The sequence below is a fragment of the Georgenia muralis genome (genome assembly GCF_003814705.1).
Lineage (GTDB): Bacteria > Actinomycetota > Actinomycetes > Actinomycetales > Actinomycetaceae > Georgenia > Georgenia muralis.
Genome location: NZ_RKRA01000001.1, coordinates 3,253,571 through 3,274,889, shown reverse-complemented (window position 1 = coordinate 3,274,889; position 21,319 = coordinate 3,253,571). Strand labels below are relative to the sequence as shown.

General features: G+C 75.3%; 21 protein-coding genes, 1 pseudogene and 2 riboswitches. Of the genes and pseudogenes, 19 read left to right on the top strand and 3 right to left on the bottom strand.

What is annotated here, in order from left to right:
* Positions 1–13: 13 nt before the first annotated feature.
* The gene (locus EDD32_RS14795; RefSeq protein ID WP_123918665.1) at positions 14–997 is read right to left on the bottom strand and encodes an ABC transporter substrate-binding protein; all 984 of its coding nucleotides are present in this window, start codon (positions 995–997) and stop codon (positions 14–16) included.
* A 195-nt stretch (positions 998–1,192) separates the two neighbouring features.
* A riboswitch (FMN riboswitch) is annotated at positions 1,193–1,322 on the top strand.
* 90 nt (positions 1,323–1,412) lie between these two features.
* Here EDD32_RS14795 and EDD32_RS19835 point away from each other — a divergent pair.
* From EDD32_RS19835 to EDD32_RS14770, 5 genes are all read left to right on the top strand, one after another.
* Positions 1,413–2,390: an ABC transporter permease gene (locus EDD32_RS19835; RefSeq protein WP_281274893.1), complete on the top strand. Its 978-nt coding sequence runs from the start codon at positions 1,413–1,415 to the stop codon at positions 2,388–2,390.
* Between the two features lie 162 nt (positions 2,391–2,552).
* On the top strand, positions 2,553–3,593 hold the full coding sequence (locus EDD32_RS14785) for an ABC transporter substrate-binding protein (RefSeq protein WP_123918661.1): 1,041 nt from the start codon (positions 2,553–2,555) through the stop codon (positions 3,591–3,593).
* 10 nt (positions 3,594–3,603) lie between these two features.
* Entirely contained in the window at positions 3,604–3,867 is a 264-nt protein-coding gene (locus EDD32_RS14780; protein WP_123918659.1) for a phosphoribosyl-ATP diphosphatase, read from the top strand.
* A 35-nt stretch (positions 3,868–3,902) separates the two neighbouring features.
* Positions 3,903–4,751, top strand: coding sequence for an ATP phosphoribosyltransferase (hisG, locus tag EDD32_RS14775; protein WP_123918657.1), 849 nt, complete (start codon positions 3,903–3,905; stop codon positions 4,749–4,751).
* Positions 4,751–5,197 (top strand): PH domain-containing protein, encoded by a 447-nt coding sequence (locus EDD32_RS14770; RefSeq protein ID WP_123918655.1) that lies wholly within the window; start codon positions 4,751–4,753, stop codon positions 5,195–5,197. The genes hisG and EDD32_RS14770 overlap by 1 nt, the downstream gene beginning before the upstream one ends.
* Before the next feature lie 176 nt (positions 5,198–5,373).
* Here the strand turns inward: EDD32_RS14770 and EDD32_RS14765 are convergent, their stop codons facing one another.
* Positions 5,374–6,597, bottom strand: coding sequence for a DUF3866 family protein (locus EDD32_RS14765; RefSeq protein ID WP_246006152.1), 1,224 nt, complete (start codon positions 6,595–6,597; stop codon positions 5,374–5,376).
* A 54-nt stretch (positions 6,598–6,651) separates the two neighbouring features.
* Between EDD32_RS14765 and EDD32_RS14760 the strand changes: the two genes are divergently transcribed.
* The 10 genes and pseudogenes from EDD32_RS14760 to ribH all read left to right on the top strand — a co-directional run bounded on the left by EDD32_RS14760 (position 6,652) and on the right by ribH (position 15,173).
* Entirely contained in the window at positions 6,652–7,701 is a 1,050-nt protein-coding gene (locus EDD32_RS14760; protein ID WP_123918653.1) for a DNA polymerase domain-containing protein, read from the top strand.
* A 164-nt stretch (positions 7,702–7,865) separates the two neighbouring features.
* A complete protein-coding gene (locus tag EDD32_RS14755) occupies positions 7,866–8,351 on the top strand; it encodes a septum formation family protein (RefSeq protein ID WP_170175312.1) in 486 nt (161 codons plus the stop codon).
* Positions 8,352–8,514: 163 nt separating this feature from the next.
* A complete protein-coding gene (locus tag EDD32_RS14750; protein WP_123918649.1) occupies positions 8,515–9,588 on the top strand; it encodes an ATP-dependent DNA ligase in 1,074 nt (357 codons plus the stop codon).
* Positions 9,589–9,654: 66 nt separating this feature from the next.
* The gene (locus EDD32_RS14745) at positions 9,655–10,647 is read left to right on the top strand and encodes a helix-turn-helix transcriptional regulator (protein ID WP_246006151.1); all 993 of its coding nucleotides are present in this window, start codon (positions 9,655–9,657) and stop codon (positions 10,645–10,647) included.
* On the top strand, positions 10,640–11,614 hold the full coding sequence (locus EDD32_RS14740; RefSeq protein ID WP_123918647.1) for a helix-turn-helix transcriptional regulator: 975 nt from the start codon (positions 10,640–10,642) through the stop codon (positions 11,612–11,614). Before EDD32_RS14745 ends, EDD32_RS14740 begins: the two co-directional genes overlap by 8 nt.
* The gene (locus EDD32_RS14735) at positions 11,611–11,928 is read left to right on the top strand and encodes a hypothetical protein (RefSeq protein WP_123918645.1); all 318 of its coding nucleotides are present in this window, start codon (positions 11,611–11,613) and stop codon (positions 11,926–11,928) included. The genes EDD32_RS14740 and EDD32_RS14735 overlap by 4 nt, the downstream gene beginning before the upstream one ends.
* A gap of 95 nt (positions 11,929–12,023) precedes the next feature.
* A riboswitch (FMN riboswitch) is annotated at positions 12,024–12,155 on the top strand.
* A gap of 78 nt (positions 12,156–12,233) precedes the next feature.
* Positions 12,234–13,325, top strand: a complete 1,092-nt coding sequence (gene ribD, locus EDD32_RS14730; RefSeq protein WP_246006150.1) for a bifunctional diaminohydroxyphosphoribosylaminopyrimidine deaminase/5-amino-6-(5-phosphoribosylamino)uracil reductase RibD — start codon at positions 12,234–12,236, stop codon at positions 13,323–13,325.
* Complete coding sequence (locus EDD32_RS14725; protein ID WP_123918643.1) at positions 13,325–13,924, top strand: riboflavin synthase; 600 nt, start codon at positions 13,325–13,327, stop codon at positions 13,922–13,924. The genes ribD and EDD32_RS14725 overlap by 1 nt, the downstream gene beginning before the upstream one ends.
* 86 nt (positions 13,925–14,010) lie before the next feature.
* Positions 14,011–14,574, top strand: a pseudogene (ribB, locus tag EDD32_RS14720) (3,4-dihydroxy-2-butanone-4-phosphate synthase); the annotation flags it as partial.
* Positions 14,575–14,702: 128 nt separating this feature from the next.
* Positions 14,703–15,173: a 6,7-dimethyl-8-ribityllumazine synthase gene (gene ribH, locus EDD32_RS14715; protein ID WP_123918639.1), complete on the top strand. Its 471-nt coding sequence runs from the start codon at positions 14,703–14,705 to the stop codon at positions 15,171–15,173.
* Between the two features lie 2 nt (positions 15,174–15,175).
* Here the strand turns inward: ribH and EDD32_RS14710 are convergent, their stop codons facing one another.
* Positions 15,176–16,129 (bottom strand): glycerophosphodiester phosphodiesterase family protein, encoded by a 954-nt coding sequence (locus tag EDD32_RS14710; RefSeq protein WP_123918637.1) that lies wholly within the window; start codon positions 16,127–16,129, stop codon positions 15,176–15,178.
* A 164-nt stretch (positions 16,130–16,293) separates the two neighbouring features.
* Between EDD32_RS14710 and EDD32_RS14705 the strand changes: the two genes are divergently transcribed.
* From EDD32_RS14705 to EDD32_RS14690, 4 genes are read left to right on the top strand one after another with little or no spacing between them, the layout of a single operon-like run.
* Positions 16,294–16,707, top strand: a complete 414-nt coding sequence (locus EDD32_RS14705; RefSeq protein WP_123918635.1) for a twin-arginine translocase TatA/TatE family subunit — start codon at positions 16,294–16,296, stop codon at positions 16,705–16,707.
* A gap of 3 nt (positions 16,708–16,710) precedes the next feature.
* On the top strand, positions 16,711–17,520 hold the full coding sequence (tatC, locus tag EDD32_RS14700; protein ID WP_246006149.1) for a twin-arginine translocase subunit TatC: 810 nt from the start codon (positions 16,711–16,713) through the stop codon (positions 17,518–17,520).
* Entirely contained in the window at positions 17,517–18,491 is a 975-nt protein-coding gene (locus EDD32_RS14695) for a diacylglycerol/lipid kinase family protein (protein WP_123918633.1), read from the top strand. The genes tatC and EDD32_RS14695 overlap by 4 nt, the downstream gene beginning before the upstream one ends.
* Before the next feature lie 9 nt (positions 18,492–18,500).
* Entirely contained in the window at positions 18,501–21,296 is a 2,796-nt protein-coding gene (locus EDD32_RS14690; RefSeq protein WP_123918631.1) for a DEAD/DEAH box helicase, read from the top strand.
* Positions 21,297–21,319 lie beyond the last annotated feature (23 nt).

Genomic DNA, 21,319 nt, shown 5'->3' with positions numbered 1-21,319 from the left:
GGCCCCAACGGTGTCACCGCAGCAGGGCGCTGACGTCGATCGCGTCGTCGACGAGGCCGTAGCGCAGCGCCAGGTCCGCGAGGAGCCGGACCGAGTCCTCGGGGATCTCCCCGGCGTAGCGGGGCACCACCATGCGCGCGATGACGTCGTCGCCGATCTCGGTGTAGGTGCCGAGGATCTCCCGCGCCGCGTCCGGGTCCTCGGCCGCGCGGGCGGACGCCTCGGCCATCGCGGCGGTGAACGCCTCCACCGTGCCGGGGTCGGACGCGGCGTATTCCGCTGAGGTGAAGTAGGCGGCGATGAGCATCTCGGGGTCGACCGCCGCGAAGGTGTGGCTCACGACGCGCGCGCCCTGGTCCTTCGTGATGGTGAGGAACGGCTCGTTCACCCACGCGGCGTCGACCTGGCCACCGGCGACGGCGGCGGGCATGTCGGGGAACCCCAGCTCGACGAACCGCACGGCCGCCGGGTCGCCCCCGGCGTCCTCGACGACCTTGCGGACCGTGGACTCACCGATGTTGCCCAGGGTGTTCACCGCGACGGTCCGGCCGGCGAGGTCGGCGGGGGAGGTGATGCCGCTGGCCGGCTGGGTCACCACGGCCGCGATGTCGGCGTCGGTGTCCCCCGTGGTGAAGCTGCCCGGCGCGACGAGGCGCAGGGGCAGACCCCGGGACTCGGCGAGCAGGAGGGAGGTGACGTTGGAGAACCCGAACTGGTAGTCCCCGGCCACGACGGCCGGCACGACGGCGGCACCGCCCTGCGCGACGGCGAGCTCGACGTCGAGGCCGTGCTCGGCGAAGATCCCCTCCTCGACCCCCAGCCAGATGGGGGCGGTGTCGACGATGGGCAGCACCCCCACGGTGATCGCTGTGAGAACCGCTGATGGGTCACCGTCGGCGGCCGTGGTGGCCGGGTCACCGTCCTGGCCCCCGCCGGCACAGGCCGCGAGCGCGAGCACGACCGTTGCGGCCGCCGGCGCGAGGGGGAGTGGTCGCATAGGTGTCCTCCGGTCGGTGCAGGTGCGCAGGAGCCCGCACCGCGCCCAGCATGCCCGACGGCGCGGCCGGGCGGGACCCCGGTCCGCGGCGTCTCACGTTGGCCACGGCTCACGTGCGCCACGTCTACGTGCGCGGGGTCTCACGGGGCCGACACCCCGCCGGTGGGGCGGAAGGGATATCATCGACGCGCAAGCAACGTGCTCCGGGGTCGGTGAGAGTCCGAACCGGCGGTGACAGTCCGCGAGCCGTGCACCCTCGGGTTCCCGGTTGACCTGGTGGAACTCCAGGACCGACGGTGAAAGTCCGGATGGGAGGATGCACGCGGCGTGCGCCCTCGGCGCACGTCGAGGGCTGGCGACGGCACACGCCGTCACCCGTCCGGCCCCGGTCCACGTCCAGGACCGGGAGGACTTCGTGAGCACCGACCTCGGCGCACCCGCCGCCGCGACACCGTCGCAGGACCCGCCGGCGACCCTGCCGACCGGCGCACCGGCCCACGACCGGTCGTCGGCCGCCGTGCGGTCCGCCCGCCCGCGCGCCCGCGGCGCCGCGACCGGCGCCACGACCACCGCCGGCACGGTCACGGCCGGCGCGGCAACCTCCGGCACAGCCGCCACGGGACCGGCCGCGACGCGCGCGGCCCGGCCGGCCGCCCGTCGCCGCCGGATCCTGCCGGCGCTCGTCCTCGGCGCGGTGCTCGTCGTCGTGTGGGAGACCGTCGCGCGCACGGGGCTCGTCCCCGCCGTCTTCCTGCCCGCCCCCACGGCCGTCGCCGAGCGCCTGGCGGAGGACCTCACCACCGGTGGGCTGGCGCGGTACGTCCTGCCCACCCTCGTCGAGGCCGTTCTCGGCAGCGCGCTGGGGGCGGCGGTCGCGCTGCCGCTGGGCTACCTCGTCTTCCGCAGCCGGCACGCCTCGGCGGCGCTCGAGCCGTACATCGCCGCGTCCCAGGCGATCCCCGCGGTGGCGCTGGCCCCGCTCCTCGTCCTGTGGCTCGGCTACGGTCTCCTGCCGATCGTGGTCCTCTGCGCGCTGCTGGTGTTCTTCCCGATCCTCCTCGCCACCGTCCTCGGCCTGCGCACCCTCGACCCCGACGTCGTCGCTGCCGCGCGACTGGACGGGGCGGGCTCGTGGTCGCTCCTGCGCCACGTCGAGCTGCCCCTGGCCTGGCCCTCGATCCTCACCGGCGTGCGCAACGGCTTCACCCTGTCGGTGACCGGCGCGGTCGTGGGGGAGTTCGTCATGGGCGGGCACGGCCTGGGGATGCTGCTGTCCGCCCGCGGCCTCGCCGCCGACACGACCGGCATCTTCTCCGCCCTCATCGTCCTGTGCGCCCTGGCCATGACCATCTACGGCCTCCTCGGTGCGCTCGAGCGCCGCACGGCCGACTGATCCCGCCGGGACCGCCACCCGCCGCCGCGACCAGGCGCCACCCGACCACCACCACTTCCACGAACCGACGTCCACCCGACCACACGACCACCCGACCACCCGACCACCACCCAGCACACCGTCCGGCGTCCGCGCCCCGGACCGCCGCACCCGAGGAGCCCCATGTCCCGCCGCCCGCTCGCCCTCCTGGCCGCCACCGCCACCGCCACCGCCCTGACCCTCGCCGCCTGCGCGGCGGAGCCGGAGACGGCCCCGGCCGCGACCGACCCCGCCACGACGGCCGCCGAACCCGCCCCCCTGACCCTCGGGCTCACCTACGTCCCCGACATCCAGTTCGCGCCCTTCTACGTCGCGGCCGAGAAGGGGTACTACGAGGAGGCCGGCCTGGACGTGACCCTGCGCCACCACGGCCAGAGCGAGGGCCTGTTCACCGCGATCAGCGCCGAGGAGGAGGACGTCGTCGTCGCCGGCGGGGACGAGATGCTCCAGGCGCGCTCCCAGGGGGTGCCGCTGGTGTCCGTCGCCACCCTGTACCAGCAGTACCCCGTCGCGCTCATCGTCCCGGAGGACTCCGACATCCGCTCCGCCGCCGACCTCGCCGGCCGCACCGTCGGCATCCCGGGACCGTTCGGGGAGACCTACTTCGGCCTCGTCGCGCTCCTGCAGGATGCCGGGCTGACCGAGGACGACGTCACGGTCGAGCACATCGGGTTCACCCAGCAGGCCGCCCTGACCGGCGGGCACGTCGACGCCGTCATGGGCTTCGTCAACAACGACGCCGTGCGCTTCGCCGAGGCGGGCACGCCCGTGCGCACCATCGAGATCGCCGAGGGTGAGGTGCCCCTCGTCGGCATCTCGCTGGGCACCCTCGAGGCGACGGCCGAGGAGCGGGGCGAGGACGTCGCCGCGTTCGTCGAGGCGAGCCTGCGCGGGGTCGCCGACGTCGCGGCGGACCCCGAGGCCGCGGTGGAGATCTCCGCCGCCCAGGTCCCCGACCTCGACCGGCCCGAGCAGCGCCAGGCGGCCCTGGCCACGCTCGAGGCCACCGTCCCGCTCTACGAGGGCGCCGGCGAGCCGGGCGCCCACGAGGCCGGTGTGTGGGAGGAGATGGTCACCCTCCTGACCGACGCGGGTCTGCTCGAGGCCGACGTCGACCCCGCCCAGGCGTGGACCGACCGGTTCCTGCCCGCCGCGAGCAACTAGGCTGGCGCCCGTGAAGTCGTTCGAGGAGCTCTTCGCCGAGCTCGAGCACAAGGCCGCCACCCGTCCCGAGGGCTCGGGGACCGTGGCCGAGCTCGACGCCGGGATCCACACCATCGGCAAGAAGGTCGTCGAGGAGGCGGCCGAGGTGTGGATGGCCGCCGAGCACGAGGGCGCCGAGGCCACGGCCGAGGAGATCAGCCAGCTCCTGTACCACCTCCAGGTGATGATGATCGCGCGGGGCCTGACCCTGCAGGACGTCTACCGCCACCTCTGAGGCGGCCGACCACCAACCCAACCAACGGAGCGAAAGTGCTGCGCATCGCCGTGCCCAACAAGGGCTCCCTGTCCGCCCCCGCCGCCGAGATCCTCTCCGAGGCGGGCTACCGCCAGCGTCGTGACTCGCGCGAGCTCGTCCTGGCCGACCCGGGCAACGACGTCGAGTTCTTCTTCCTGCGCCCCCGCGACATCGCGGTGTACGTCGGCTCGGGCACGGTCGACGTCGGGATCACCGGCCGCGACCTGCTGCTCGACTCCGGTGCCGCGGCGGTCGAGCACCGCCCCCTCGGCTTCGCCCGGTCCACGTTCCGCTTCGCCGCGCCCGCCGGGGAGATCACCTCCCTCGAGCAGGTCGCCGGCAAGCGGGTCGCGACCAGCTACGACGTGCTCGTGGGCGACTACCTCGCCGCCCACGGCGTCGACGCGGAGGTCGTCCACCTCGACGGCGCGGTGGAGTCCTCGGTCCAGCTCGGCATCGCCGACCTCGTCGCGGACGTCGTCGAGACCGGCTCCACCCTGCGCGCAGCGGGCCTGGCCACCTTCGGCGAGCCGATCCTGCGCTCGGAGGCGGTCCTCATCCGACACGACGGCGGCGCCGAGGTGCCCGCCGGGCTCAGCGTGCTCGACCGTCGGCTCCAGGGCGTCCTCGTCGCCCGCCAGTACGTCCTCATGGACTACGACGTGCGGGTCACCGACGTCGAGGCCGCGGTCGCGATCACCCCGGGGCTGGAGTCCCCGACCGTCTCGCCGCTGCACAACGGCGAGTGGGTGGCGGTGCGGGCGATGGTCCGCCGCGAGGACACCAACCGGGTCATGGACTCCCTCTACGACGTCGGCGCCCGCGCCATCCTCACCACCTCCATCCACGCCTGCCGGATCTGATGGCTGACCGCGCCGAGCTCCACCGGCCGTTCCGGCCCCGGGCGGCGCGGGCCGTCTCGTGGGTGCTGGGCGTCCTGACCGTGCTCGGCGCGGTGGCCGTCGTGCTGTTCCTGCCGGCGGCGGGCATCGCGTACGGCCCGGCGGACGCGGCGGGCACGGTCGGCCTCGCCGGCCTCATCTGCTGGTTCCTGTGGCGCCAGGGCGGGGTGCTCGCACGCCCGGACGAGGACGGCCTGCACGTGCGCAACCTCATCCACTCCCGCGACGTGGGGTGGGCGGAGATCGTCTCCCTCGGCTTCGGCGACGGCACCCCGTGGGCGCAGCTCGACCTTACCGACGGCTCCACCCTCGCCGTCATGGCGATCCAGCGGGCCGACGGCGAGCGCGGACACAGCGAGGCGCGGCGCCTCGCCACGCTCATCGCGCTGCACGAGCCACGGGACTGAACGCCGGGCGGCACGTCCGCGGCCTCTCGGCACGTCCGCCGCTCCGCGGCTCCCGCCCGGTCACACCCCCCGGTGTGAGTCAGGGCCTGCGGGGTCAGTCAGGACCTTCCGGGATGAGCCAGGAGCGCCGGACCCGCTGACCCGCGCCGCAAGCTGCTCACTCACCGGACGGGTTCTCACCGGACGCGCCGCCCGGCCACCCGCGCCGCGTGGACCCCGGCGACGGCCGCGGCGACGAACGCCGCCGGGTCGGCGTCGAGGCCGCGCCCCATCGTCGAGAGCGCCACGGGCGAGTCCGCGAGCGCCTCGAGCAGCCCGCCGGTGGGCACCTCGACGAGCCGATGGATGCCCACGGGCGCGACGAGGCCGGCCACCTGGTCGTCGATGCGCGCGGCCAGGCCCTCGGGCAGCGCGGCGGCCAGGGCGTCGTCGAACCGGGGGACGACGACGTCGGCCGGGGCGAGGGCGACGCGCCCGTACGCGGTCAGCGAGTGGTGCGAGACCCCGAGGTGGCGCTCACGCGGGTCGGCGCCCGAGACGCGCAGCGACGCCACGGCCAGCCCCCCGAGAGCGGCGACGGCGTTGACGGCGTCGCCACACACGGTCCCGGAGAACCCCCACCGGGTCCCGGTGCCGAGGTTGCCCGGCCCCTGGGCGACGACGACGACGTCGGCCCCGAGGACGAGCCGGGCGGCGAGCAGGCCCGAGTGGAGGCTGACCGCCTCCAGGTCACCGCCGAACGCCTGCCCCACCGTCACCGAGCCGGCCAGAGCACCCGCCTCACGCAGCCCCGCGAGGGAGCGCGAGAACCACGCCGGCAACGCCCCGCCGTCCGTCATGACGTACACGACCCGCGGGGTGGTCGTGCCGTTCCAGGCGGCGCGGACACCGGCCACCACGGCCGGGAGCGCAGAGTGCAGGTCGGCCACGACGACCGGCAGACCGGCCAGGTCGTCGGCGTCGCGCAGGATCTCGTGGTGCTCGGACTCCTGCTCGTCGGCGCCGAGGACGAGGGTCTGCAGCGGGGTGTACCGCGCCTTGACGAGGTGACCGGGGCCGGGCGCCGGGTCGGCGGGGAGCCGGTCGGGCAGCGCGACCACCATGGCGTAGCCACCGGTGCCCAGCCCGCGGGCCAGCGCCGCCGCCGAGAGCAGGACGCGGTCGCCCGGCGCCGGTTCGCCGACGAGCGCCGGGTAGGCGAGCGCCCGGACGAGCGTGCCGGCCGGCACAGGACCCGCCGGCACGGGCCCCGCCGGCACGGAGGTGACCGGCGCACCGGCGTCCGCGGCCGGCTCGCCCGCCGCCACGGAGGCTCCTCCGGTGACCTCCACCTCCAGCTCAGCCGCGCCCGGCCACGTCCTGCCGAGCCGCCGCACCACGCCCTCGCGCCAGATCATCACGGCGGCCACGCTACCGGCGGGCCGCCGACGTGGCCGCGCGTGTAGCGTGCCGACATGGCAGCCACCCCGGCGATCGAGCTCGACGTCGACGGCCGCGCCGTCCGCGTGACCAACCCCGACCGCGTGTACTTCGCCGGACCGGGCATCACCAAGCTCCAGCTCGTCCAGTACTACCTGAGCGTCGGTGAGGGGATCATGCGGGCCCTCGGCGAGCGCCCCGTCACCCTCGAGCGGTGGCCGCACGGCGTCCGCGACAACGTCAAGATGGCCACGCGCGCTGACCCGCACGGCGACGCCTTCTTCCAGAAGCGGGTCCCCACCAAGGGCGTGCCGGACTGGATCGAGACGGCGACGATCGCCTTCCCCAGCGGCCGCACGGCCGACGAGCTGTGCCCCACCGAGCTCGCCGCGGTGGCCTGGGCCGTGAACCTGGGGACGATCACCTTCCACCCCTGGCCGGTGCGCCGCGCGGACGTCGACCACCCCGACGAGCTCCGGATCGACCTCGATCCCCAGCCCGGCACCGACTTCTCCGACGCGGTCGCCGTGGCCGGCGTCGCCCGGGAGCTGCTCGAGGAGCTGGGGATCACGGGCTACCCGAAGACCTCCGGCAACCGGGGCGTGCACATCTACGTGCGCATCGCCCCCCGGTGGACCTTCACCGACGTGCGTCACGCGGCCATCGCGCTCGGCCGCGAGCTCGAGCGCCGCATGCCCGGGAAGGTCACCACGAGGTGGTGGAAGGAGGAGCGCGGCGAGACGATCTTCGTCGACTACAACCAGAACGCCCGCGACCGCACGATCGCCAGCGCGTACAGCATCCGTCCGCTGGCGCACGCGCCGGTCTCCGCCCCGGTGGCGTGGGACGAGCTGGTCGACGTCGACCCGCGCGACCTCACGGTCCTGACCATGCCCGCGCGCTTCGCCGAGCGGGGCGACCTCCACGCCGGCATCGACGACGTCGCCCACGACCTCACCCCGCTGCTCGAGTGGTACGCCCGGGACGAGGCGGAGCTGGGGGACATGCCCTACCCACCGGAGTACCCCAAGATGCCGGGGGAGCCCAAACGGGTCCAGCCCTCGCGCGAGCGCCGCACGGAGTGACCCGGTCGCGCCCCTCGCGAGGTCCATCCTCGTGTGACGCACCTCACATGGCACGCAGGCGCGCGATCCCGCCTTGCCCGCCTGGCGGTGCCCCTAGGCTCGGCCACGCCGGAACGAGGGGGACGACCGTCCCTCCGCCGCGTTTCCCAGAGAGCCCGACCGTGATGAAGCGTGCTGCGTCGATCGTCCTTCCCCTCCTCCTCCTCGTCGGGCTCACCGGTTGCGGCCCGACCGCGGTGCGTGACGACACCGGTGCGGTCGCCACCGCGGGCACGGTGGACGCGTTCTCCGTGGCGCTCGGCGACTGCGTGAGCGAGGGCGGCGCCGAGGCCTCCGAGGAGGTCGTCGAGGTCTCGCAGGTCGAGGTGGTGCCCTGCGCCGAGTCGCACGACTCCGAGGTGTACGCCGTGTTCGACCTCGCCGACGGCGAGTTCCCCGGCGACGAGGCGGTGATGGGCTCGGCGGACGAGGGCTGCTACGGCGCGTTCGCGGAGTTCGTGGGCGCGGCCTACGAGGACTCCACCCTCGACTTCGGCACGTACTTCCCGACCGAGGAGTCGTGGAACGGCTTCGACGACCGCGAGGTCGTCTGCCTCCTGGTCGACCCCGCGGGAGCGGTCACCGGCACCCTGAAGGGCGCCGCGCGGTAGGCTGGTGCGCAACGCGATCCTCTTCCACAGGTGAGCGCCAGGCCCCGCCCGGTTTCGCCACCGGCGCGGGGCCGACCTGTTCCTGCCACCGGCCGGCGCCGCGCCGACGAGATCCGTCGTGGTGCCGGGGGCGCATCCCGCCCCGAGCGGGCAGGATCACACCATGGACCTGCCCGTCATGCCGCCCGTCGCCCCGATGCTGGCCAAGTCCGTGCCGGAGATCCCCGACCTCGGCCACGCCGAGCCCAAGTGGGACGGCTTCCGCACGATCGTCTTCCGCGACGGCGACGAGGTCGTGCTCGGCAGCCGGAACGAGAAGCCGATGACCCGGTACTTCCCCGAGCTGGTCGAGGCCATCCGGGCGAACACGCCCGAGCGGTGCGTCATCGACGGTGAGATCGTCCTCGTGGCGGACGACCGGCTCGACTTCGACGCGCTCCAGCAGCGCATCCACCCGGCGGACAGCCGGGTGCGCCTGCTGGCCGAGCAGACCCCCGCGTCCTTCGTCGCGTTCGACCTGCTCGCCGTGGACGACGAGGACCTCATGCGCCGGCCCTTCCGCGAGCGCCGCGAGCACCTCGTCGGCGCCCTCGCCGACGCCCGGGCACCGGTGTTCGTCACCCCGGCGACGGCGGACCTCGCCCAGGCCCAGGAGTGGTTCACCCGGTTCGAGGGTGCCGGGCTCGACGGCGTCGTCGTCAAGCCGCCCGAGCGGCCGTACGAGCCCAACAAGCGGACGATGTTCAAGATCAAGCACCTGCGCACCGCCGACTGTGTCGTCGCCGGGTTCCGGTGGCACAAGAGCGGCGACGTCGTCGGCTCGTTGCTCCTGGGGCTGTACACCGACGACGGGCGGCTCCAGCACGTCGGCGTGTCGGCGTCCTTCCCCATGGCCCGGCGCAAGAGTCTGCTCGACGAGCTCGCGCCCTACCGCGAGGTCGACCTCGCCGGGCACCCGTGGGGGTCCTGGGCGGACCAGTCCGCGCACCCGGACCGGCGCATGCCCGGCGCCGTCAGCCGGTGGAACGCCACCAAGGACCTGTCGTTCGTGCCGTTGCGACCCGAGCTCGTCGTCGAGGTGGCCTACGACCACATGGAGGGCGACCGGTTCCGCCACACCGCCCAGTTCCGCCGCTGGCGCACCGACCGGGACCCGGCCTCGTGCACCTACGACCAGCTCGAGGAGCCGGTGGGCTACCGGCTCGCGGACATCCTCGGCGGGCCGGCGCCCGCCTGACCGGCCCCGCGGCGCGCGGGCGCCGCCGGTGCGAGCCACGGGCCGCCGGGCCGGTAGCGTGCAGGGGTGGCCCAGCGTGTGGAGGCGGCCGAGCGCCTGCTCGACCTCGTCATCGCGCTCTCGCACACCCAGCGGTGGATGACCAAGCGTCAGATCCGGACCCAGGTGCACGGCTACGCCGACGCCGCCTCCGCGGAGGCCTTCGAGCGGATGTTCGAGCGTGACAAGGACCTGCTCCGGGAGATGGGCGTCCCGCTCGTCGTCGCGCACGACCCGCTCCACGAGGACGACATCGGCTACCGCATCGACGCCGCGGGCTACACCCTCCCGCCCGTGTCCTTCACGGCCGCGGAGATCGGGGTGCTCTCCCTCGCGGCCGAGCTGTGGCAGGACGCCTCACTGCGGTCCCCGGCCAACCGCGGCATGACCAAGCTGCGCGCCGTCGCCCCGGCCGCGGACCCGGTCGCCCACGCCGGCCTGGCGCTGCGGGTCCGCGGGCCCGAGGAGGCCTTCGCACCCCTCCTCGCCGCGATCGACGCCCGTCAGCCGGTCACGTTCACCTACCGCGCGGCGAGCACCGGCGCCGTCGCGCGGCGCACCGTCGAGCCCTGGCGGATCCTCAGCCGCAACCGGGGCTGGTACCTCGTCGGCCGGGACGTCGACCGCGCCGCGCCGCGCGCATTCCGGCTCTCGCGCATCCAGGGCCGCGTGCGGTCGACCGGTGCGCCCGGGTCGTTCGCGGTCCCGGCCGACGTCGACGTCGCCGCCCTCCTCGAGCGCAGCACCCCGCGCGCCGGCACCGCCCGCCTGGCCGTGCTCCCCGAGCGCGGGGCCGCGCTGCGCGCCCGCGGCCGGTCCGGGCCCCCGCCCTCGCCCACCGGCCCGCTCACCGACCGGGACGTCGTCGTCGTGCCGTTCGCCGACCTCGAGGACCTCGCCGAGGAGCTGGCCACCTACGCCGAGGCGGTCCTCGTCCTCGACCCGCCGGAGCTGCGCGAGGCGGTCCTGCGCCGTCTGCGGGCGGTCGCCCGCCTCGACCAGGAGGCACCGCGTGGCTGAACCCACCGCCGAGCGGCTCACCCGCCTGCTCTCGCTCATGACGTACCTGCGCGACAACCCGGGCGCCCCCGTGCCGGCCGTCGCGGCGCACTTCGGCACCACCGAGGCCCAGGTGCTCGCCGACGTCAACCTCCTGTGGGTCACGGGCACGCCCGGCTACCTCCCGGACGACCTCATCGACTTCTCGGCCGACGCCCTCGACCACGGCGAGATCGTCCTCACCCAGGCGCGCGGGATGGACCGCCCGTTGCGGCTGAGCACCTCCGAGGCCATGTCCCTCCTGGTCGGCCTGCGGGCGCTGGCCGAGCTGGTGCCCGACGGGCTCGGCGCGGCGCAGACCGCGCTCGCCTCCGCAAACGAGAAGCTCCTCGCCGCGGCCGGCCGCGCGGCGGACGAGGCGGCCCCGGTCGAGGTCACCGGCGGGGCACCGGCTCCGGCCGGGACGGCCGAGACCTTGCGCGACGCGCTGGCACGGGACCGGCGGGTGCACCTGCGCTACGTCTCGGCCGCGGACGTCGTCACCGAGCGCGACGTCGACCCCGTGGAGCTGCGCACGGACGGGGCGTCGTGGTCGCTGCGCGCCTGGTGCCACCGCGCCGGGGGCCCCCGCACCTTCCGCCTCGACCGGATCCTCCAGGCCCGCGTCCTCGACGACGCCGCCGCACCCCACCCGGAGATGACGGCCGAGGTGCCCGCCTGGGACGTCGGCGGGCGCGAGGTGGTCCTGCACCTGCCCTCCCAGGCGCGGTGGGTGGCCGAGCACACCCCGGTCGAGGAGGTCACGGACCTCGACGACGGCACCTTGCGCGTGCGCCTGCGGGCGGTGGACCCGGCCTGGACGGCGAATCTGCTGCTCTCGCTCGGCGAGTCCGTCCTGGCCGTCGAGCCGGCCGACGTCGCCGGCGAGGTGGCGGGTCGGGCCCGTGCCGCGCTTGACGCGTACGAGCGCCTATCCTCGGCACCATGATCTCGTGGCTCGTGTGGGCGCTGCTCGTCCTCGGCGCCCTCGCCGCGCTGGCACTGACCGGACTGTGGCTGTGGCGCCGGGTCAAGGCGCTGGGGGCCGAGGTCTCCGCGGCCGGCGAGCTCGGCAACCGGCTCGCCGACACCGGTGAGCCGCCGGCACCGGCCCGCCACGTCCCGGGGGTGACGGGGGACCCGGCCGCCCTGGACCGCGCCCGTGCCACCCACCGGCGTGTCAGGGCGGCCCGCGCCGCCCGCCGTCGCGCCCGGCTGGACCGGGCCACCGCCCGCTGGCGCAGCCTGGGCCTCACCGGCTGAACCCGCACCTCGCCGGCTGAACCGGCACCCCGCCGTCATCCCAGCTGCCGGTTTGGGCAGGGCCGCGTGTCCGTGCCAGGATCCTCCACGAGCAAGCACGTGCTCCGGGGTCGGTGAAATTCCGAGCCGGCGGTGACAGTCCGCGACCCGACCACCTCCTGGTGGGCGGTTGACCTGGTGGAACTCCGGGACCGACGGTGAGAGTCCGGATGGGAGGCAGCACGTGACGTCGTCGTGCGCGCCTGCGCCCGGCGGCGTTGCGTTCGCGTCCGCACATCTCCGGTCCACGTCGTGGAAGGAGACCGGTGCAGGACCTCACCGCCGACGCGGGACGCGCCATCGACCGGGCGCCTGACGGCCGCGCCGTCGACCGGGCGCTGGAGCGCGCCCTCGTCCTGGCCGCCCGCGGTCCCGCGGACGGACCCAACCCCCAGGTCGGGTGCGTGCTCGTCGACCCCGCGGGCGCGGTCGTGGGGGAGGGGTGGCACCACGGTGCGGGCACCCCGCACGCCGAGGCAGCAGCCCTCGCGTCGGCCGACCGGGCCCGGCTGAGGGGCGCGACGGCAGTCGTCACCCTCGAGCCGTGCCACCACAGCGGGCGCACGCCCCCCTGCTCGGTGGCGCTGCGGGACGCGGGTGTCGCGCGGGTCGTGTACGCGTGCGCCGACCCCAACCCCGTCGCGGCCGGCGGCGCCGCCTGGCTGGCGCGCCACGGCGTCGAGGTCCGCACCGGCAGCCGTTCCGGCGCCTCGCCGCACGTCCTCGACCGGGCGGACCGGCTCCTCGAGCCGTGGGCGGCACCGTGGACGCTCGGCCGGCCGTGGGTCACCGGCAAGACCGCCACGAGCCTCGACGGACGCGTGGCCGCCGCCGACGGCACCTCCCGCTGGATCACGGGTGCCGCCGCCCGGGCCCACGCCCACACCGTCCGCACCGCGGTCGACGCGATCGTCGCCGGCACCGGGACGGTGCTGACGGACGACCCCGCGCTCACCGCCCGCCGCCCGGACGGCTCGCACCACGCGCGCCAGCCGGTGCGCGTGGTCGTCGGCCGGCGCGCCGTGCCTCCGGACGCCGCGGTGCGCCGCGGACCCGGGACGTGGCGCCACGCCGCCACCCACGACCTCGCCGCCGTCCTGGACGAGCTCGGGAAGGACGGCGCCCGCCGGGTCCTCCTCGAGGGCGGCCCGACCCTCCTCGGCGCCGCGCTGCGCGCGGGGCTGGTGGACGAGCTGCACGCCTACCTCGCGCCCGTGCTGCTCGGCGCCGGCACCGCCGCGGTGCCCGACCTCGACATCGCCACGCTGGCGCAGGCGCAGCGCTGGCACACCCACGAGACCCACCGCCTGGGCGAGGACGTCCTCGTCGTCGCCCGCCGAACCGAGAGGAAGCACTGATGTTCACCGGACTCATCGAGGAGGTCGGGACCGTCCGCGGGCGGACCGACGCCGACGGCGCCGCCGTGCTGTCGGTCGCGGCCACCACCGTGACGACCGACCTGCGCGAGGGCGACTCGGTCGCGGTCGCAGGCGTGTGCCTGACCGTGACCGCCCTGGACGGTGCCGGCTTCACCGCCGACGTCATGCCCGAGACGCTGCGGCGCACCACTCTCGGGACCCTCACGCCCGGCCGCGGCGTGAACCTCGAGCGGGCCCTCGCCGCGGGCGGCCGCCTCGGCGGGCACCTCGTGCAGGGTCACGTCGACGGCGTGGGGACGGTCCACGCCCGCCGTCCCGGCCCGCGGTGGGACGAGGTCGACGTCTCGGTACCCGCACCGCTGGCGCGGTACGTCGCCGAGAAGGGGTCGGTCACCGTCGAGGGCGTCTCCCTCACGGTGACGGCCGCCCGGGAGGACTCCTTCGGTGTCGCCCTCATCCCCACCACCCTCGGTGCGACCACGCTCGGCACCCTGGCCGTGGGCGACCCGGTCAACCTCGAGGTCGACGTGCTGGCCAAGTACGTCGAGCGGCTGCTCGGCGTCGGGGGCGCCTCGTGAGCGCCCCCGCGACGGCCGGGCGCCCGGCCGCGGACCCCGCAGTCCATGGCGGACCCGCCGACGCCGACGACCTCGTCGCCCGGGCGCTGGCCGCCCTCCGCGCCGGCCGACCCGTCCTCGTGGCGGACGGCGAGGACCGCGAGGACGAGGTCGACGTCGTCCTGGCCGCCGCCCACGCGACCGAGCACTGGGTGGGCTGGACGGTGCGTCACACCTCCGGCTACCTCTGCGCCCCGCTCCCGGCCGAGCGGGCGGACGACCTCGAGCTGCCGCTCATGGTCGCCCGGTCCCAGGACCCGCGAGGCACGGCCTACACGGTGAGCGTCGACGCCGCACGCGGCGTGGGCACCGGCATCTCCGCGGCCGACCGCGCGGCGACCCTGCGCACCCTCGCCGACACCGCTGCCGGGCCCGGCGACCTCATCCGTCCGGGCCACGTCCTCCCGCTGCGTGCCGTCCCCGGCGGCGTCCTGGCCCGGCCCGGGCACACCGAGGCCGCCGTCGACCTGTGCCGGCTCGCGGGCGTCGCACCGGTGGCGGCGATCGCCGAGCTCGTCGAGGACGACGGCACCATGACCCGGCGGCGCCAGGCCGCCGCCCTCGCCGACCGGGAAGACCTGGTCCTGCTGACGATCGCCGACGTCGTCGCCCACGTGTCCGGGGCGCGCGCCGAGGAGACCCGCCGTCCTCGCCGCCGGCCCGGCCACGACCACACCGGCACCCGCACCCCCGACGACCCCCACACCGACACCCACCACACCGACGAGGAGACCCACGCATGAGCGGAGCAGGAGCACCGACGATCACCACCGACGGCCGGGGACTGCGGGTCACCGTGGTCGCGGCCAGCTGGCACACGACCGTCATGGACGGCCTCGTCGCCGGTGCCCTGCGGGCGCTGGTGGAGGCGGGGGCCACGACGACCCTCGTGCGGGTGCCCGGTTCCTTCGAGCTGCCCGTCGCGGCGTCGCGGGCCGTCGCCGCCGGCGCGGACGCCGTGGTCGCCCTCGGCGTCGTCATCCGCGGCGAGACACCCCACTTCGACTACGTCTGCCAGGCCGCCACGGTCGGGCTGACGGAGGTCTCGGTGCGCACCGGCGTGCCGGTCGGCTTCGGCGTGCTCACGACCGACGACGAGGCCCAGGCCCTCGACCGCGCCGGCCTGCCCGACTCACGCGAGGACAAGGGTGCGGAGGCGGCTCAGGCCGCCCTCGCCACCGTCCGCGCCTGCGCCGCGCTCGGCTCGTAGCACTACCCGGGCCTGCCGGCGGCCACGAGCGCTGCGGCCCGGTCCGGTCGGTCGCTGATCACCCCGTCGACCCCCGCGGCCAGGACGTGGGCGAGGTCGTCGTCGCCGTTGACCGTCCAGGGCAGGACCGCGAGCCCGACCTCGTGGGCGTGGTCGACGAACGCCCGGTCGGTGACGAGGGCGAAGCCGTCGTCACCCGCCCGCGCACCGTAGGGCGACGCGTACGCGGGCGCGACCGCCTGGACGCCGAGCGCGTGCGCGGCGGCGGCCAGGTCCCCGTCGTGGTCGTCGTAGTGCACCGGACCGAGCCAGGCACTGCCTCGTGCGAACGTCAGGCCGGGCACGGCCAGCGCCGCTCGCGGCAGGTCCGGGGCAGCCCGCCCCGCGAGGTCGACGGCGTGCCAGTCGAAGGACTGCAGCACCACCCGCGACCCCGCCCCGCACGCCCGGACCACCTCGACGACCGCGCGCACGAGTGCCTCGGGTTCGGCGCCGGGGTCGGTGGGGTCGGTCTTCATCTCGACCAGGGTCCACACCTCGGGGTCGACCTCGGCCAGGGCCTGGAGGACCTCGCCGAGGAGCGGGATGCGCGCCCCGGGCCGGGGCCGCTGCTCGGGGAACGCCGCCGCCGTGCGCCGGCCGACGTCCACCGAGGCGAGCTGGCCGTAGGTCAGCTCGCGCAGGCGGGAGCCGACGTAGGGGAACAACGGGTCCTCACGGGTGGCCGGCGCGGTGTCGACCGCCTTGTCGGCGGTGAGCACCGGGTCGTGCCACACGACGACCTCGCCGTCAGCGCTCAGCTGGACGTCGAGCTCCATCGCGGTGGCGCCCACCCGGTGGGCGTGGAGGAACCCCACGAGCGTGTTCTCGGGGGCCAGGCCGCGGGCCCCACGGTGCCCCAGGACCTGTGTGGTCCCCGGCCGCCAGGGCAGGGCGGGGGTCTGCTGGGTGCTCATACGTCCTCCGGGCTCTCTCCGCCGGGCATCCTACGGGCGCCCCCACGACGAGCGAGGTGCCGGCCGGGGCGAGGGCGCCGCGGCGGTGGCAGGGCCGGTCCGGCTCGGCGCCGACGCGCCGTGAGTATCCTGGGAGGAACCCGACGACGACCGAAGGTGCCCAGATGCTCCGCAACGGCCTCCAGCCCTCGCACATCATCATCCTGCTGCTGGTGATCCTCCTCATCTTCGGCGCATCGAAGCTGCCGGAGATCGCGGGGAGCATCGGCAAGTCGCTCAAGGTGTTCAAGAAGGAGGTCAAGGAGCTGCGCGAGGACGACGACTCCTCGGCCGCGCCGTCCTCCTACACCGCCACGGGCGGTCAGCCGCCGCAGACCACCTACCCGACCTACCCGCAGAGCGCCCCGCCGGCGGGCGCGCCCTACCCGCCGCCCGGGGCCACGGCGCCGTACCCGCCGGTCCAGGACCCCCCGCAGGCGGCGCAGGAGCCGTACCCGCCCCAGCAGGTGCCCTACCCGCCGCAGCAGGCCCCCCAGCAGCCCTACCCGCCGCAGGGCCAGAGCCCGCTGCAGCCCTGACGGGTGGGCGCGGAGACCACCGCGCGCCCGCGCAAGAAGGACCCCGAAGGGCGGATGCCCCTGGGTGACCACCTGCGCGAGCTGCGCAGACGCATCCTCTGGGCGGGCCTGGGCGTCGTCGTCGGCGCCGTCGTCGGCTGGATCCTCTACGACCCCATCGTGGCGATGATGGTCTCCCCGCTGGAGGTCATCAACGACCGCGGCCAGCAGGCGGACCTCAACTTCGGCACGGTCGGCTCCGCGTTCGACCTGAAGATCCAGGTCTCGCTCTTCCTCGGGCTGTTCATCGCCAGCCCGTGGTGGATCGGGCAGATGTGGATGTTCATCACGCCGGGCCTGACCCGGAAGGAGCGGCTCTACTCCATCTCCTTCGTCGCCGCCGGTGCGCTGCTGTTCGTCTCGGGCGGCTGGCTGGCGTGGTACATCCTTCCGCACGCGGTCCAGGTGCTTACCTCGTTCACCCCCGACCTCGCAGTGAACATCCTCGACGCACGCACGTACTTCACGTTCTTCATGCGGGTGATCCTCGCCTTCGGCGTGGCCTTCCTCCTGCCCCTGGTCATGGTCGGGCTGAACTTCCTCGGCGTGGTCTCCGGCGCCGCCTACCTCAAGGCGTGGCGCTGGGCGGTCCTCGGCTCGTTCGTCTTCACCGCCTTCGCCAACCCCCTGCCCGACGCATGGTCGATGATCGCGATGGCACTGCCCCTGTGCGGGCTGTACTTCGCCGCCGTCGGGATCTCGTTCCTGCGGGACCGCCGGGTCGCCCGCCGCCGGGCCGCCCAGGACGCGGCCGACGCCGCGGCGGCGCTGTGACACCGCCCCCGCCCACCGGGCGGGTCGGCCTCGTCGTCAACCCCACGGCCGGCAGGGGCCGCGGCACGCGCGTCCACAGCCGGGTCGCCGGGGCACTGGCGGCCGCGGGCCTGGAGCCGGTCGACCTCTCCGGGGCCGACGTCGAGCGTGCCGTGGCCAACTCCCGCGCGGGGCTCTCCCGGGGCCTGGACGCCCTCGTCGTCGTCGGCGGGGACGGCATGGTCCACCTGGGCGTGGGCGCCCTGGCCGGCACCGCGGTCCCGCTGGGCGTCGTGGCGGTCGGCTCGGGCAACGACGTCGCCCGGGACCTGGGCCTGCCCGTCGGCGACGTCGAGGCCTCCGTGGCGGTGGTCTGCGACGCGCTGACCAGGACCGCCGGCGCGGGTGTGCGCCGCCTGGACGCCGTCGCCGTCTCGAGGCCGGGCGGGCCCACGGCCCACTGGTACATGGCGTCGCTGTCGTGCGGGCTCGACGCCGCCGTCAACGAGCGGGCGAACGCGATGTCCTGGCCCTCGGGGGGCGGCCGCTACGTGCGCGCCCTCCTGGCCGAGCTCGGCTCGTTCCGGCCCTACGGCTACAAGGTCACCCTCGACGGGGACGTCTGGCAGGGGGAAGGCACCCTCGTCGTCGTGGCGAACACGCCGTCCTTCGGCGGGGGGATGCGCATCGCCCCGTCCGCCGAGCCCGACGACGGGCTGCTCGAGGTGGTCCTCGCGCGGGGTCTGAGCCGCGCGGGCCTGCTGCGGCTGTTCCCCCGGATCTACCCGGGCACGCACGTGCGGCACCCCGCCGTCGAGGTGCGCCGTGCCCGGTCGGTGGTCATCGAGCCCCTCGAGGGAGCCGGGGCCACCCCGCCGGTGGCCTTCGCCGACGGCGAGCGGCTCGAGGCGCTCCCGCTCCAGTGCGACGTGCACCCCGGCGCCGTCGGCGTGCTGGTGCGCCGGGAAGCCGGCGGCACCGACCGGACGTAGTGTTCCGGTATGACCTCACCGGCGGAGCGGTACGCCGCGGCGAAGCGCCGCCAGCAGGCCGAGCGCAGCGAGCTGGGGCGGTTCCGCCGTGGCCTCGCCTTCGAGCTCGACGACTTCCAGGTGCGTGCGTGTGAGGCGCTGGAGTCCGGGCACGGCGTCCTCGTCGCCGCCCCGACGGGCGCCGGCAAGACGGTCGTGGGGGAGTTCGCCGTCCACCTCTCCCTCGCCACGGGGCGCAAGGCGTTCTACACCACGCCCATCAAGGCGCTGAGCAACCAGAAGTACCTCGACCTCGTCGCCGCGCACGGCCGGGCGAACGTCGGCCTGCTCACCGGGGACACGACCATCAACGGCTCCGCACCGGTGGTGGTGATGACCACCGAGGTCCTGCGGAACATGCTCTACGCCGGCTCGGCCACCCTCGACGGCCTCGGGTTCGTGGTCATGGACGAGGTGCACTACCTCGCCGACCGCTTCCGCGGACCGGTGTGGGAGGAGGTCATCATCCACCTCGACCCGTCCGTCCAGGTGGTCTCCCTCTCCGCGACGGTGTCCAACGCCGAGGAGTTCGGCGACTGGCTGACGATGGTGCGCGGCAACACCGAGGTCGTGGTCTCCGAGCGGCGACCGGTGCCGCTGTGGCAGCACATGATGGTGGGCCCGCGCCTGCTGGACCTGTACTCGGCGCACGTCGACCCCACCGACGTGCGGGCCGACCCCCCGCTCAGCCCCGATCTCGTCGACGCCATCCGCCGGGCCCAGCGCACCGGCAGCGCCCGCGTGCTCCCCGGTCGCCGCTCGGACGCCGGGCGCCGCTCGGGCGGTCCCCGGCGCGGCCGTGAGCCGCTGGCCGAGCGGGTGCGCCCCGCCCCGCGGCCGGTCGTCGTCGAGCGCCTCGACCGCGACGGCCTGCTGCCGGCGATCGTGTTCATCTTCTCCCGCGCCGGCTGCGAGGCCGCGGTGCGTCAGACCCTCGCCGCGGGGGTGCGACTGACCTCGGCCGCGGAGGCCGCCCGGATCCGCGCGGCCGTCGAGGCCGCCACGGCCGCCGTCCCGCCGGAGGACCTCGCGGTGCTCGGCTACGACGCCTGGGCGCTCGCCCTCGAGCGGGGCGTCGCCGCCCACCACGCGGGCCTGCTGCCGGTGTTCAAGGAGACCGTCGAGCAGCTCTTCGCCGCGGGCCTGGTCAAGGTCGTCTACGCCACCGAGACCCTCGCGCTGGGCATCAACATGCCCGCCCGGTCGGTCGTCCTCGAGTCGCTCGTGAAGTGGAACGGCAGCGCCCACGTCCAGCTGACCCCGGGGGAGTACACCCAGCTCACCGGCCGGGCGGGGCGCCGGGGCATCGACGTCGAGGGCCACGCCGTCGTGCTGTACTCCGACGAGATCGACCCCGTCGCCGTCTCCGGCCTGGCCTCGCGCCGCACCTACCCGCTTCGCTCGGCGTTCCACCCCACGTACAACATGGCGGTCAACCTCCTGGGCACGATGTCGGTCCACCAGGCCCGCCAGGTGCTGGAGACCTCCTTCGCCCAGTTCCAGGCCGACCGCGGCGTAGTGGGCCTGGCCCGGCAGGCGGCCCGCCACGCGCAGACCCTCACCGAGTACGAGCGGGCCATGAGCTGCCACCTCGGCGACTTCGCCGAGTACGCCGACCTGCGCCGGCGTATCAAGAACCGCGAGGCGGACCTGTCCCGGGAGCGCTCGCACGCCCAGCGCTCCGACGCGCGCCGGTCGATGGCCGCGGTGCGGCGCGGCGACGTCGTCTCGTGGGCGCGCGGGCGCCGGCTCTCGCACGGCGTGGTGCTCGAGACGCTCGAGGGCTCCTTCGCCGGACCCGAGCTCCGCCTCCTCACCGAGGAGCGACAGGTCCGGACGCTGTCCACCACGGAGGTGCCGCACGGGGTGGAGGTGGTGGCCCGTGTGCGGGTGCCCAAGAACTTCAACCCCCGCAACCCCGCGCAGCGCCGCGACCTGGCCTCCTCGTTGCGCAACGCAGTGGGCCGCGCCCCGACCGACGTGCCACGCGGGCGGCACCGCCCGCCGGCCACCGGCGACGAGTCCCTCTCGCGCCTGCGCGAGGAGCTGCGCGCCCACCCCTGCCACGGGTGCGCCGACCGGGAGGACCACGCCCGGTGGTCGCAGCGGTGGGCGCGTGCGAAGGAGGAGCACGAGGAGCTCCTCGGGCGGATCGAGAGCCGGACCGGCTCGATCGCCGCCGACTTCGACAAGGTGGGCGCGATCCTCGCCGAGCTGGGCTACCTGCGCGAGGTCGAGGGCGGCAACCTCGAGGTCTCCGAGGAGGGCCGGTGGCTGGCGCGCCTGTACGCGGAGAAGGACCTCCTCCTCGCCGAGTGCCTGCGCACGGGCGCCTGGGACCACCTCGGGTCGGCCGAGCTGGCCGCCGTCGTCTCCACCACGGTCTACTCCTCCCGCACCGAGGAGCAGCGCGGCCCCGGGCCGCTGCCCGGCGGTCGCAACGGGATGCTGGGCCAGGCGCTGGACGCCACGGTGGGTCTCAGTGCCCGGCTGGCCGAGCTCGAGCGGGAGCACGGTGTGCGCGTGACCGACCCGGTCGACCTCGGCCTCGTCGGCGCGGTGCACCTGTGGGCGCGGGGCGAGAACCTCGCCGAGGTCCTGCGGGTGGCCGAGCTGGGCGCCGGCGACTTCGTGCGGTGGTGCAAGCAGGTGCTGGACGTGCTCGACCAGCTCGCCACGGCCGCGCCGTCGGCCCGGATGGCCCAGCGGGCGCACGAGGCGATGGGCCTGGTCCGCCGGGGCGTCGTCGCCTGGTCGAGCGTCTGACGTCGGCCACCACCACCGCGCGA

Bases quoted from the DNA above. Each gene is read 5' to 3' on its own strand.
- EDD32_RS14725 (WP_123918643.1), top strand. From the start codon at position 13,325: ATGTTCACCGGACTCATCGAGGAGGTCGGGACCGTCCGCGGGCGGACC.
- EDD32_RS14785 (WP_123918661.1), top strand. From the start codon at position 2,553: ATGTCCCGCCGCCCGCTCGCCCTCCTGGCCGCCACCGCCACCGCCACC.
- EDD32_RS14770 (WP_123918655.1), top strand. From the start codon at position 4,751: ATGGCTGACCGCGCCGAGCTCCACCGGCCGTTCCGGCCCCGGGCGGCG.
- EDD32_RS14750 (WP_123918649.1), top strand. From the start codon at position 8,515: ATGGACCTGCCCGTCATGCCGCCCGTCGCCCCGATGCTGGCCAAGTCC.
- EDD32_RS14705 (WP_123918635.1), top strand. From the start codon at position 16,294: ATGCTCCGCAACGGCCTCCAGCCCTCGCACATCATCATCCTGCTGCTG.
- ribH (WP_123918639.1), top strand. From the start codon at position 14,703: ATGAGCGGAGCAGGAGCACCGACGATCACCACCGACGGCCGGGGACTG.
- EDD32_RS14795 (WP_123918665.1), bottom strand. From the start codon at position 997: ATGCGACCACTCCCCCTCGCGCCGGCGGCCGCAACGGTCGTGCTCGCG.
- EDD32_RS14755 (WP_170175312.1), top strand. From the start codon at position 7,866: ATGAAGCGTGCTGCGTCGATCGTCCTTCCCCTCCTCCTCCTCGTCGGG.
- EDD32_RS14690 (WP_123918631.1), top strand. From the start codon at position 18,501: ATGACCTCACCGGCGGAGCGGTACGCCGCGGCGAAGCGCCGCCAGCAG.
- EDD32_RS14710 (WP_123918637.1), bottom strand. From the start codon at position 16,129: ATGAGCACCCAGCAGACCCCCGCCCTGCCCTGGCGGCCGGGGACCACA.
- EDD32_RS14735 (WP_123918645.1), top strand. From the start codon at position 11,611: ATGATCTCGTGGCTCGTGTGGGCGCTGCTCGTCCTCGGCGCCCTCGCC.
- EDD32_RS14760 (WP_123918653.1), top strand. From the start codon at position 6,652: ATGGCAGCCACCCCGGCGATCGAGCTCGACGTCGACGGCCGCGCCGTC.